9 protein-coding genes are annotated in these 12,928 nt (G+C 54.8%); 4 read left to right on the forward strand and 5 right to left on the reverse strand.

Annotated features, from left to right (window positions below; genetic code table 11):
* The 3 genes from BIY29_RS14020 to BIY29_RS14030 all read right to left on the reverse strand — a co-directional run.
* Nucleotides 1–5,952, reverse strand: a 5,952-nt coding sequence (locus BIY29_RS14020; RefSeq protein WP_121575723.1) for a two-partner secretion domain-containing protein, incomplete at its 3' end; no start/stop codon positions are given.
* On the reverse strand, nt 5,949–6,497 hold the full coding sequence (locus BIY29_RS14025; RefSeq protein WP_121575724.1) for a toxin-activating lysine-acyltransferase: 549 nt from the start codon (nt 6,495–6,497) through the stop codon (nt 5,949–5,951). The genes BIY29_RS14020 and BIY29_RS14025, both read right to left, overlap by 4 nt.
* Nucleotides 6,497–8,149 carry a ShlB/FhaC/HecB family hemolysin secretion/activation protein gene (locus BIY29_RS14030; RefSeq protein WP_121575760.1) on the reverse strand — a complete coding sequence of 551 codons (1,653 nt, stop codon included), beginning with the start codon at nt 8,147–8,149 and terminating at the stop codon, nt 6,497–6,499. Before BIY29_RS14030 ends, BIY29_RS14025 begins: the two co-directional genes overlap by 1 nt.
* A 565-nt stretch (nt 8,150–8,714) precedes the next feature.
* On the opposite strand from BIY29_RS14030, the gene BIY29_RS14040 reads away from it, so the two are divergent.
* Nucleotides 8,715–9,218: a GNAT family N-acetyltransferase gene (locus BIY29_RS14040; RefSeq protein ID WP_121575725.1), complete on the forward strand. Its 504-nt coding sequence runs from the start codon at nt 8,715–8,717 to the stop codon at nt 9,216–9,218.
* Nucleotides 9,219–9,291: 73 nt separating this feature from the next.
* Here BIY29_RS14040 and rraB read toward each other — a convergent pair whose 3' ends face one another.
* Complete coding sequence (rraB, locus tag BIY29_RS14045) at nt 9,292–9,708, reverse strand: ribonuclease E inhibitor RraB (RefSeq protein WP_121575726.1); 417 nt, start codon at nt 9,706–9,708, stop codon at nt 9,292–9,294.
* Between the two features lie 92 nt (nt 9,709–9,800).
* Between rraB and argL the strand changes: the two genes are divergently transcribed.
* Both argL and argF read left to right on the forward strand, forming a co-directional pair.
* Nucleotides 9,801–9,887 carry a putative translational regulatory protein ArgL gene (gene argL, locus BIY29_RS21015; RefSeq protein ID WP_420808422.1) on the forward strand — a complete coding sequence of 29 codons (87 nt, stop codon included), beginning with the start codon at nt 9,801–9,803 and terminating at the stop codon, nt 9,885–9,887.
* Entirely contained in the window at nt 9,871–10,878 is a 1,008-nt protein-coding gene (gene argF / locus BIY29_RS14050; protein ID WP_121575727.1) for an ornithine carbamoyltransferase, read from the forward strand. Before argL ends, argF begins: the two co-directional genes overlap by 17 nt.
* Before the next feature lie 98 nt (nt 10,879–10,976).
* Here argF and BIY29_RS14055 read toward each other — a convergent pair whose 3' ends face one another.
* Nucleotides 10,977–11,444 (reverse strand): NanQ anomerase/TabA/YiaL family protein, encoded by a 468-nt coding sequence (locus tag BIY29_RS14055; protein WP_121575728.1) that lies wholly within the window; start codon nt 11,442–11,444, stop codon nt 10,977–10,979.
* Between the two features lie 536 nt (nt 11,445–11,980).
* On the opposite strand from BIY29_RS14055, the gene pyrB reads away from it, so the two are divergent.
* On the forward strand, nt 11,981–12,916 hold the full coding sequence (gene pyrB / locus BIY29_RS14060) for an aspartate carbamoyltransferase (RefSeq protein ID WP_121575761.1): 936 nt from the start codon (nt 11,981–11,983) through the stop codon (nt 12,914–12,916).
* The last annotated feature ends 12 nt before the right edge of the window (nt 12,917–12,928 follow it).

The raw sequence follows: 12,928 nt of genomic DNA on the forward strand, positions 1-12,928 counted from the left end.
ATCGACGGTAAGATCGTTGCCCGCCAGCAAGGACACGTCGCCGGTGCCTGCCACACTGCTGCCCAGCACGGCAAGATCGTTGCCTGCCGTGATGTCAACCGTATCGCCGCTCAGTTCACTGCCCTGTACCGTCTGGCGGGAGACGACGTCATGCGTGCGGGTGGTGGTCTTCGACAGCCAGCCGCTGCTGCCCGTTACCTTATGGCGTTCATCCAGATCGAGAAAGTTCTCTGCGCCTTTAATGTTCACGTCATGGCTGGCGCCCAGTTGCAGCGTACTCTCAGATGAGAGCGACGCCGCCTGCGCGTTAATGTCGTTACCCGCCGCCAGCGTGACGCTGCCTTTACCGACCACTTCGCTACCCACGCTGTCGCGCCGGCTTTGCTTCAGGGTGTTATCACTGTCCCAGACCAGGTCGTCGCTGCTGGCGGTGGTGACGGTGTTGAGATTCAAATCTCGACCGGCGATAAGCTGCGTCTGGCTATTCTCACCGCTGTTCACTACCTGGGCGGCGGTCAGATTTATATCGCGACCGGCCTGAAGGATAAACTTGCCGTCCTCGCCCTGGACGTAAATAGCGGAAACGCTGTCGATGGTGGTTCTGGCGAAACGGTTCTGATCCGTGGCGCTTTCCGCACGACGGAAGGTGGAGGTCGCGTTGATATCACGACCGGCGCTGGCCAGCAGGCTGTCGTTGCCTTGAATAATGCCGCCGATATTGTTGATATCCTTCCGGGCGTTCAGGCTGACATCGGCCCCCTGAATAGTGCCGGTCTGGTTGGTGATGTTACCGGCATCCAATTGCACCACGCGGCGTCCGGCGATGGTGCCGTGGTTAAACAGATCGCCGTCGAGCTTCATCACGATATTGTTGCCAGCGAACAGCGCCCCGGAGCCATCTATATCGCCAGCTTTCACTTTGGCGTAAACCTGCGGCGCCAGCACCGTCTGTCTTGAGCCATCCGGCATTTCCACCTCGGTATTCACCAGCCAGATGATATCGCCAGTCAGCAGCGTCATCTGCTCCGGCGTCAGCGCTACGCCAAGCTTCAGCGAGTATTCTTTGCCGAACGTGATCCCTTGATCCATTAACGATTTAAATTGTTCTTCGTCGCTGGCGTAACCATCAAGATAGCGCTGTCCGGTCAGATTAATCACCTGTTCGCGCACCAAACGCTGCTCGTAGTAGCCGTCGCCGAGTCGCTTGGCGGTGTTATCGCCGTTCTGACTGAAGGCGTCCTGCATATAATCACTACCGAGCCACTGCTTCTCGTTGGTGAAACGTGGGTCGGTTTCCACCAGATAGGGCACATCCGTCGATGGGGTAACGGTGAACAGAGTGTTATCCGGCAGTTTGGTGTCCGGGCCGACGATACGGATTGTCCCCTCCGGCAGATTGACCTCAAACTGCTGACCCGGCGGCGGGGTAACCGGCTCGCCAGCGGAAACCGACTGCAATTGCGGAGCGCGTGAGTCGCTATTTACCTGCGCCGTAATCGTTCCCGCCTGACCGATGGCCACATCGGTAGCCTGCGGCGTCAGCGGATTGAGGTTGACCGAACTGCCCTCAAACTCGCCATTGCCGACAAGCTGGCCCGGCTTAAGCGCGATGGTCTGAATCACCGTTGGCGGGGTGTAGGCTGTACGATCGTCGCCTTGTTCATCCGTGCCTTTATGACGGATACGGTAGTAGTGCGTCACCCAGCCCGCATCGCTGGTATGGCGCTCCCCGGACACGTCGTCGTTTTTAACCTCTTTCATATCGCTGATTGCCAGCGTGCCGCCCGCAACAATCTGGCTTTTATCGTTGAAAAGCGAATCGCCGGCGAGCGTTATGTCGCCGCCTGCGAGGATCTGCGCCGGGTCGGACGCGCTAATCCGCGTCTCCTGAACCGTCCGGGTATAGTCGTACTGGCTGAAGCTATCGTTGTTCGCGCCAGTATCTTCCGGCGTGTTCAGATTTAGCAGCGAGTCTGATGAATTACGGTCGACATACACGCCCTCCTCGCCAGCCTTCCAGCGATTTGGTGAACCGGAATGCTGGTATTCGGTCTCCGGCCCACTGGAAACGGTGACCAGCTCGGTGGAGAAGTTGTCGTTGATGTTATTGATCTGCCCGGCGGCGATCGCCATATTTCCGGCAGACTCAATGGTGGCGCTATGGTTGTTGATAGTGGCCGCCAGCCCCGTCGCCGCGCCGCTGGCAGCCAGCGCCCCGCCGATGGTCATATCGCCCGCGCTATAGATCAGGCTGTGCGTGCTGTTGTTCAGCGTCTGAACGCCGATATCCACGCGTTCGCGGCCTGCAAGAGTGGCCGCCGTGCCGTTTTCGGCCAGGTTGTTGAACGTTGCCGCGTTCACGCCGATGGCATCGCCATAAATACGTCCACTACCGGTGTTGGTGAGCGTACCGGCGTTAAGGCGCGTATATCCCCCGTCAATCAGCCCGTAGTTAAGTAGCGTGTCGTCAACATTCAGCCAGTTCTGTCCGGCATTGATTTCACCGCCTGCCGTATTCGTCAGATTGCCGCCGTGCAGATCGAATTTGCGCCCCGCCAGCAGCCTGCCGCTGTTGGTGATGTCCCCCGGCGTGCTGAGTGTAAAATCGCCGTTAGCGATCGTGGTGCCGCTATGGGTAAACGACTGATTGCTGTGCAGAGTCATATCGCCAAGCGACAGCAATTGCCCGCTTCCGTCGACGTTATCCGCCCGGATATCCAGTTGCTCACCGGCTTTCACCACCCCGTCACGGTTGATGAGATTAAGTCCTGAGCCACTCGCTTTCAGCGTGCCGGAAGAGGCCAGCGCACCGGCGCTGTTGTTCAATTCGCCGTTATTGCTAATCGTCAGCGCGTTATCGGCAAGAATACTGCCGCTCTGATTGTTGAGTCCGCCGGTGTTGAGATTGACGGTCTGGCCTTCCAGCCCCTGATTAACGCCCTGGGTGTTCTGATTAACCAAATTAATCGCGTTGAGAGTGAGATTCGCGCCGCTGCGGATAAGCCCGGAGACGTTATCAACCGCGCCTGTGGCGTTATCGAGCAGCAAATTGCCCACCGACTGGATCTGCCCGTCGCCATTTTGCAGGTTACCGGTATGCAAACGGGTGTTTGATTCACCGATGACGCGCCCTCCACCGCGGTTATCCAGATCCACGGCGACAAGGTCGAACCCGCCTTTCGCCGCCAGCGTGCCGCCCTGGTTATTCAGCTCGCCGCTGTTCAGGGTTAACGTACCGAGGCTATTGAGCGTTCCCGACTGGTTGTTAAAGGTCTGTCCCTGGGTAGCGAGCGCGACGCTTCCGCCTTGTATCAGGCCGGATTGATTTGTCAGCCCTTCGCTTAACGAGAGCGTCAGCGCGTCGGCGGAAACCAACTGTCCGGCAGCGTTGTCAAGCTGGCCGCCGGTCAACGAAAACGCGTTGCCGGCAAGGATAAGACCGTGGTTATTGGTGAGCGCATCGGCCGCCAGCGTCATTGCGCCCTGACCGATCAGGCCGCCTTTTTCGCCGCTATTGCGGTTAGTCAGCTCGCCGGCGTCGACAGCCAAGCTATCCCCGCTCTGAATAAGCCCGCCGTCATCGTTGTTGATGCGTTCGCCGCGAAGAGTGAGCGCTTTTTGCGCCGCCAGTTGCCCAGCGCGGTTGTCCAGAGTATCGGCGTTAATCTGCGCTGCATCGCCGCTGACCAGCGTACCTTGTTGGTTACGCAGTTCACCGGCGCCAAGCGTGAGCGCTTCACCCGCGCCGATGACGCCGCCGCTGTTATCCAGCCATTGAGCGGCGTTAAGCGTCATCCCGCTACCGGACTTAACCGAACCGCCCTGATTGAGGAAGGTGGTGAAGTCGGCCGCCAGCGCCTGTTCGGAGCCGAACACCCCGTTGCTGTTGTCCACCGCCAGACCTTTGTAGGCGAGCGTTCCGTGGCTGATGACCGATCCGTTCTGGTTATTCAGCGCGCCGCTATTGATCCCCAACGCGCCATAAGAGAGCAGGATGCCGGACTGGTTATTGAGCGTGCCGTCGTTCAGCGCCAGATCTAGCCCCTCGGCCAGAACCACGCCCTGCTGGTTTCCCATCCCACCGGATTCGATACGTTGTGATTTAGCCGCCTCAATACGCCCGTTACGGTTATTGATGACCTGTTGGCTGCGAATCTCGCCCTTGCCAGTCGAGGCGGATACCAGACCTTCTTCGTTGTTGAACGCCCCCGCGTTTACGATTGTATTTCCGTCTGCGGCAAGCGTCCCCTTCCAGTTATCCAACTTGCCTTTAACCTGCGCGTTCAGGCTGCCGTTCTGCGCCGCCAGCACGATGCCGCTCTGGTTGTTCAGCGTCTGTGCGCCTAAATTAATATTACCGTTGGCGGCAATCTTTCCCTGCTGGTTATTGAGCTCGCCCGGCAGGTTTAATGCCAGATCGCCGCTGCCGGTCTGGACGATTTCTCCCTGCTGGTTTGACAAACTCTGTGCTGAAAGTGTCACCGCATCGGCGTTAAGCGTACCGCCATCGTTACTCAGTTGCCTGCCGGTACTCGCCGTCAACTGCCGTGCATAAACCTGCGCATCTTGCGTGCTGAGATTGCCGTTCCCCGCGTCCAGTTCTACATGCGTTCCCTGAGTCTGGCTACCGCTGAGATCCATCTCCTGACTGCGGATGCTGAGATTGCCGCCCGCCAACGTTTGGCCGTGCGCGTTCAACTGGCCGCTGACGCTCAGTTGCAAATCGCCTTTTTCCGCCAGTTGCCCGTTATCTTTCACGCCTGCCGCCAGTACGCTTCCTTTGCTGCTGGTCAGCGTGGCGGCCTGGAGCTGCGCATTGTTGCCTGCAATGACGGAACCGCTGTTGTTGAACGCACCTTTACTCTGGATGCTGGCGTTATTCCCGGCACGAACCGCACCGCTATTGACTACGCCCACATTAGACGCCAGTTGCGTATCGTCGCTGGCGCCGATAGCGCCGCTGTTTTCAATACGCCCGTCAGCGGTGATCACCACGCTTCCCGCCTGCGCGCCGATGGTGCCCGCATTGCGAACGCCCACGCCGCTTTCGGTGCCGACCATGCGGATTTTACCCGCGTACATACCGCCGAGGGAGGACGTATCCACCGCCAGTTGAGGGGAAGTGACGGCATCGCCAGCGGTTTTTTCGATACGGCTATGCCCGGCATCGACATTGTTGCGCCCGGTGGTTACCTGCAAATCTTTTGCCCACAGCCCGGCGTTGATTTTTACCGAACGGGCAATGATGTCGGTGTAATCGGCCCCAGAGGTATCCATACCCGCCCCATCAACCACAACCTCGCCGCGCTCAACGTTATAGCCGGTAATATTGCCGTTGTTCATCTGCACCTGGCCGGTGGTGAGCGTGGCGCGACTGGCGTTGATAAAGCCGCAGCCGCTACAGGTAATGCCGGACGGATTGGCGATCACCACCTGCGCCTTTTTACCCGCCACTTCCACAAAGCCATTCAGACGGCTTGGGTCGCGGGAGTTCACCTCGTTAAGAATGACTTTAGCTTCCCCTTTGGCAAGCCACGGGTTGCCCGTCACCATGCCGCCCAATTGCGTCTGTACATTTTGACGGGAGTTATTGAGGATCACGCCTTTCCGGTTAACATCGAACTGGGTGTAATTGTTGCGTGATACGCCGCCTGTGGAAGGCGTCTGAATATTGACTTGCGGCGTACCGTTGGCGCTGTTGAGAATGGTCGGCTGCTGGTTTTTCGGCGCGCCGCTGTTAGCCACAATATTCGCCTGCACGGACTGGACGGCGCCTATCGCCAGCCACAAACTGAAGCTGAGAGCGCTGACTTTACCGATAAGGCGGCTATGCGTATGCCCGATGCCGGAAGAAGGGGAGGAACCAGTGCGACCGGAGCGGGCGATATCCGCCACCACCATCAGCATATTGCGCGCTTTGTTAAAAACGATACGATACAGGTTCTTGTTCATCGCAGTGTCCTTGCTGTTAAAACTTCCGGCAGTTCAATAGCCAATGGATGTGCCTTACGCCAGTTTCCCGCCGCCTTGCGGCTTACTCTCGCTCCGTGGAACATCACCACGCGTTTACCGCGCTGCTGCCCACGGTGGTACAGTGCGCGAACGCAGTGATCGGGGAAGATGTCATCTCGCATCAACTTGTTCATCTCGGCGGTGTGTCCAAAAGGGGCTATCCAGTCGCAGAACCACATCCGATCGCCGCTGTCCCAGTCTTCTTCCTTCATATGGATAGAAGGGCGGATGAGATAGCGCGCTTCCGATTCCAGGTTGAGCCACGCCCAGCTCAGAAAGAAAATGGGGCGCTCCTGCTCGGCGACCAAGACGTACTGCTGGCGCTTGATGATGGGCAACAGCAGCGTTGGCAGCGCATGTAACGGCGCATCACGATGCAATGGCGAGTGCATCCACAGCCACACGGAAGCGCCAAGCACTTCCGCTTCGCTCTCTTCGCCGCCCAGAATCAGCGGCGCCTTGATGTCATATTTTCCGACGCGCATTACCAGTTCCAGTTGAGGTTAAACCCGAGAGTCACGGAATCGGTTTTAAAGCCGTCCGGTTTCGAGAAGGGGACGCCTGCAAACAAGTCATAGCTGGTGTTGAGCACATAGCCGCGCAGGCCCACTACGCCGCCTGCCAGATGTTTACCGATCAGATAGTCCGAGCTATAACCGCCCACTTCACCGTAGTCTGCACCGAGGTACAGTTCTTGATTTGGCAACGGCATGCTCCAGGCCAGATCGTTGCGCACATACCAGCCACGGCTGGCGTTAAGCGTGCGTTCGCCATCAAAGCCACGCACCGTCCAACGGTTGCCGATAGCGAACTGATCCTGGGGCGTAAGCGGCGTGTTGCTTATCTGGCGCAGGTACTGCACGTTGTAGCGAAACGTCTGTGAGCCGATCTCAAAAGGCAGGTTAAGTTGAGCGTTAAACAGAAAAATTTTGCCGAGCGCCGTCGCATCGCCGACAAACTCTTCCGGCGCCGGTTGCGCGCCGAACCAGCGGGTGCCGCGCTGGTAGCTGACGCCAGCGTCAAGCGTGGCCTGACCGATATAGTGACGATGTTGCAGCCCCAGTCGCCATGCGGCAGTCTGGCGACGCTGCACTTCTACTTCGGTATCGTTGATATAGTTGCGGGTTTCGCGTGCCAGCACATCATAGGTGAACGTCGTTTTCTGGCTGCTGCTGCGGTGCAGTACGCGGCTTAACTGCACATCGAGATTTTTACTTTTGCCGCGGTAACGGTAATCCTCATTTAAACCGGCCACCGTCTGGTGATAATCATAATCGCTGCCGGTGATCCCCAGCGTCCAGTAACCAAAGGGAACCGAGTAGTGTGCCGTATAGTTACGGCTTCTCTTGCCGCTTTCGTCATGCAAGTCGCGGCTGGCGGAGACGTAGAGAAGATCGCTAAGTGAAAAGGGATTATCAAGCGAGAGCGTAGCGCCCCCCTGATAGCGGCCTGTGCTTTCGGTTCCTGAATCATCGAACGACAAACCAAGACGCCACATCTTTTCCTGTTTGCGGCTAATAACGATATCGCTCTCACCCGGTTGTTCACCGGGGATAATTTCCATGCTTGCCTGCACGGTGGGAAGACGCTGTAAATTCTCCAGCCCTTGCTCGATATCGCGCAAGTCGAGCAGGTTCCCTTCATGCGCCGGAAAAGCGCTGTAGAGCTGAATATCATCATCGCTGTCCGGCGTCAATTTCACGGTGCGGACATATCCCGGCACGATAGCGAGCGTCAGCGTACCGCTTTTCAGATCCTGCGCCGGAGCCAGAACGCGTGCGGTCACATAGCCGTGATCGATCAGGCGATTCTGCAATGCGCTCATCAGCAAGTTGATCCCTTTGGCTCCCAGGCACCGATCCACCGCCTGATCGGCCAGCCGTTGCAACGGCAGCCAGCCAGGAAAATCCTGAGTACCTTGCAGATCTACTTTTCTGATCGGATAGCACGGGGTCATTTCTACTGGAAAATGCAGACGGGTCAGGAAAGATCCGGGAGGCTGCAAACGAACATCCGGCACCTGCGGCGTCAGTTGACGCTCCTGTGCTCGTTGCCGCTCCTGCTGATTGATTTGCTGCTGGTTAATCTGCCTGTTATCGATCTGCGACGGATTAATGGGTTCAGCCGCATTTGCCATCAGCGTAAAAAAAGGTAAAGGAACGACTAATAACAAATAAGGTAAAAAATGCGTCCCCGTTCGATACTTATTATTTAATAAATTGATTTTATTATATAAATAATTTAAACAAACAATCCCTGTCATTATTTTCACACCAGAGAACTAAATAATTAGTTACATATTGCCACCGAAAAAAGACATTCTGAAATAAGAAGACTCTCATTCGCATATATACCGGGCTAAGAGCAAATACCTTAAATTAACGTCACTCCCCCCAACAATAGCAATCAGACTGTTGACAACGCTCATTATTAGGGAGAGCGTGCTGAGGGGTCGTAGCGGCGTGAGCCGCCGACAAATTTGCCGGGAGCAAAATTTGAACAGCATGTATGCTGACCCGCAGGGTGGGACACAAGGATGTGTCCCATAATGGCCCCTCGGTACGCCAGGCCCGTGTATCTCAGGCTTACAGGCTACTTTGTCAGCAAACTCAATCGGTCATTGCATCAAATCGGGATTAAATGGTATTACAATCGCCAGCACTTATGTGAACCCTTATAGCGTAAAAACAAGAGTGAGTAACATGACAACCGCAATTCCCGTCAGCCTTCGAATACGCCCGATCACGGCACAGGACAACGCCGCGATCGCCCATGTTATTCGTTGTGTTTCCACTGAATTCGGTTTAACGGATGACAAAGGCTACACGGTATCCGATCCTAATCTGGATAGCCTGTTTGAGCTTTACAATCAGCCGGATAGTGCTTATTGGGTGATTGAACATCAAGGTGAAGTGGCTGGCGGCGGCGGTATCGCGCCGCTGGTAGACGGCGATGAAGATGTGTGTGAACTACAAAAAATGTATTTTTTACCGGTTCTGCGCGGCAAGGGTTTAGCCAGACAGTTAGCTTTACAGGCGCTGGACTTTGCCCGCCAGCACGGTTTTCGCCGCTGCTATCTGGAAACCACCGGCCATTTAACCCGCGCTATCCGGCTGTACCAGTCACTGGGTTTTGAACATATTCCGCACGCTATGGGCAATACCGGGCATACCGATTGTGAAGTTACCATGCTGAAAGTGCTATAACCGGACGCTTAAGTGATAAAAAGCCGCATAGGCATTCACCTTTGCGGCCTTGAATGAGGCTTGATGTTAATAATTAATGACGTTTTCCGTCGTCGTCTTCGTCATAAAAATCTTCGTCGTTCGCTTCTTCGCCATCGGGATCTTCAAAGTAGGTTCCCCAGCCGTCGTAGTTCACGCCATAGCGCTCTGCCAGCGTCAAAAGCTGTTCTACCTGCGCGTCGATCAATTCCGCATTCAACGCCACTTCACTGATGGCATCACAGCACATCAATAAAATCCCGTCTTCTACTTCAAGCTCTTCCGCGTCCGTTACTTCATAACCCAATTTGAACGCTTCTACGGCAACCTTTTCCAGCACCTCAAACTTCTCGGCTGAAAAATGGTGTTCAATGGTATAGAGCGCATCGGGATCGCTGCCGTCATCCAGCAGTTCTTCGATGATCAGGCGTGTCTCTTCACGTTGTTCTTCCAGTAATTCGCGGTTTGCCATGCCTCGGTCCTCATTAATCGACGTAATATTTCATCATTCTCCCACAGCCCTGCGGCGGTCTCCACCATAAAGTTTTCCGCCGACACTTGAAATTGAATAATTACACATATAAAGTGAATTTTAATTCAACCATTGGTGTTGAGCTGTATGGAGATATGCTTTATGAAACTGTTTTATAAGCGCCATTTTTTAAGATTAATGGATTTTACGCCAGTAGAAATCGCCAATCTTTTAGCCCTGTCAACGAAACTGAAAGCCGATAAAAAAAACGGTTCTGAAATCCGCCGCCTGCAAGGCAAAAACATCGCACTCATCTTCGAAAAAGATTCGACCCGTACTCGCTGCTCTTTCGAAGTTGCTGCATACGATCAGGGAGCGCAGGTGACTTATCTGGCGCCCAGCGGCAGTCAAATCGGACATAAGGAATCCATCAAGGATACCGCACGTGTGCTGGGCAGAATGTATGATGGCATCCAGTATCGCGGATACGGTCAGCAGATCGTTGAAACACTGGCGCAATATTCCGGTGTACCCGTCTGGAACGGGCTGACGAATGAATTCCATCCAACGCAATTGCTGGCGGATCTGCTGACGATGCAGGAGCAATTACCCGCCAGACCGCTGTCGGACATGAAACTTGCCTACGTGGGAGACGCCCGCAACAATATGGGCAATACCATGTTGGAAGCCGCCGCGTTGACCGGGCTGGATTTACGTCTGGTGGCGCCCAAAGCCTGTTGGCCGGAAGCGGGGCTGGTCGCGGAGTGTCAGGCGGCGGCAAAACAAACCGGCGGCAACATCACGCTGACGGATGATATCGCGTCAGGTGTGGCTGGCGTCGACTACCTTTATACCGACGTATGGGTATCTATGGGCGAACCCAAAGAAACCTGGCGGGAGCGCATTACGCTGCTGAAACCTTATCAGGTAAACATGGCGATGATTGCCGCTACCGGCAATCCACAAGTAAAATTCCTGCACTGCTTGCCGGCATTCCATGATGATCAGACCACAATTGGCAAACAAATGGCGGAGCAGTACGGACTACACGGTGGAATGGAAGTCACGGATGAGGTGTTTGAGTCCACACACAGCATCGTATTCGATCAGGCGGAAAATCGTATGCACACCATTAAAGCTGTGATGGTGGCGACATTAAGCCAGAGTTAGAACACCGAATACCCCACCCCGGCCCACTCATTTTCACTGTCTCTTAGTCACATTTTATGCGGACTCAGAGACAGTTTCGCCCACCACGGGATGCCCTATCACCGCACCAGCGACGCGTCAATCTTTACAACGGCTTTGCGCACCGGAGCCGGTTCCCCGACCGCACACAGTGGTTTGTGTACTTCGCCGGGAAAGAAGACCACGAAATCCCCTTCCTGCATCACAATCTGTTTTTCCTGCCCGCCTGAAGGCAAAAAAGCAAGATCTTTATCAGCCAGCCAGTCAACCTCTGGTTCGCCTGCGGGCAGATTGCTAAACGTCATCCCTTCCACGCCGGACAGTATAATCTGGATATCCAGATATTTGGCATGGTACTCGGCACGGCGTTTTTCCAGCGTTTCGGTACTGTCGTTGGAAATCAGCACGAATGCGTTATTCCCGTCAATATTATGCTTACCCAGCGGCGTATCAGCGGTTATGTTCTGCTTAACGTATTCAATCGCTTCACGCAATTTCGCGGGCAGATAGGGAACCAGCTCAAGATGGTGAATATTGCCAGTGATCATAATTATTCCTATTTTAAAATGAAATAGTGTTTTATAAACTGTGGTTTACCCAACGTTATACACGCCAAACAGGATACCCGCCAGTAGGTTAAGCTGAAAAGGTGACTTGAATTAAATGCTTTCATTTAGCAGTCAGCGATCCGCCGTTCTTACGGCAGGGGATATTCACCCCGCAACCGATTGCCAGGGGTAAAAAATCAGGTTTTCCGCTTGAATTAGCGTCATCGGCGCGTATAATTCCCGACAATTTGCCGGGAGGGATCATGCACTGCTGCATAAATAAATCCGCTGCTCATGTTGGTTGCCAACCACAACTGCCACTAGGCAGCCAGCCAGCGTTTTCCTCTCCGTTGCTTGACCGATCGTTCATAAAAAAGCCCCTCAAATGAGGGGCTTTTTTTTTGTGACCAGCCGTCCCTGGCGGTCACCCTTCGGGCTGCCGCTGTGTGACGTCAAAAACTTCATCTGGAAGCTTTTTGCCTGTCATTTGCGGCGAACATCTGTTTATCGGGCCTAACCGTAAGGAGAAAAATAAAATGGTCAATCCGCTTTATCAAAAACATGTCATTTCAATTAACGATCTCAGCCGAGAGGATTTGGAGCTGGCGCTGCAGGTTGCCGCCAGTCTGAAAGCCAACCCTCAGCCTGAGCTGTTAAAGCACAAAGTGATTGCCAGTTGTTTTTTTGAAGCATCAACGCGCACACGCTTGTCCTTTGAAACCGCGATGCACCGGCTGGGCGCCTCTGTGGTGGGTTTTGCCGACAGCAGTAATACCTCGCTGGGCAAAAAAGGCGAAACGCTGGCCGATACCATCTCGGTCATCAGCCAATATGTTGATGCGATCGTCATGCGACACCCACAGGAAGGGGCGTCCCGCCTGGCCACTGAGTTTTCCGGCGGCATTCCGGTACTGAATGCCGGCGACGGCGCCAACCAGCACCCGTCGCAAACGCTGCTCGATCTGTTTACCATTCAGGAAACGCAGGGGCGTCTTAATAACATCAATATCGCTATGGTGGGCGACCTGAAATACGGACGCACCGTTCACTCTCTCACCCAGGCATTGGCAAAATTCGACGGCAACCGCTTTTACTTCATTGCCCCGGATGCGCTGGCAATGCCGGATTACATCCTGTCTATGCTGGAAGATAAAAATATTCCTTACAGCCTGCACAGCAGCATTGAAGAAGTGGTTGCCGATCTGGATATCCTGTACATGACGCGGGTACAGAAAGAGCGTCTGGATCCGTCCGAATATATCAATATTAAGTCTCAGTTCATTCTGCGGGCCGCCGATCTGGACAGCGCACGCGCTAACCTGAAAGTGCTGCACCCGCTGCCGCGCATTGACGAAATCACTATCGATGTGGATAAAACGCCCTACGCTTACTACTTCCAACAGGCGGGGAACGGCATCTACGCCCGTCAGGCGTTGCTGGCGCTAGTGCTGAATCGCGAACTGGTTCTGTGAGAGAGAGGAATA

The organism is Brenneria alni (genome assembly GCF_003666245.1).
GTDB classification, from domain to species: Bacteria; Pseudomonadota; Gammaproteobacteria; order Enterobacterales; family Enterobacteriaceae; genus Brenneria; species Brenneria alni.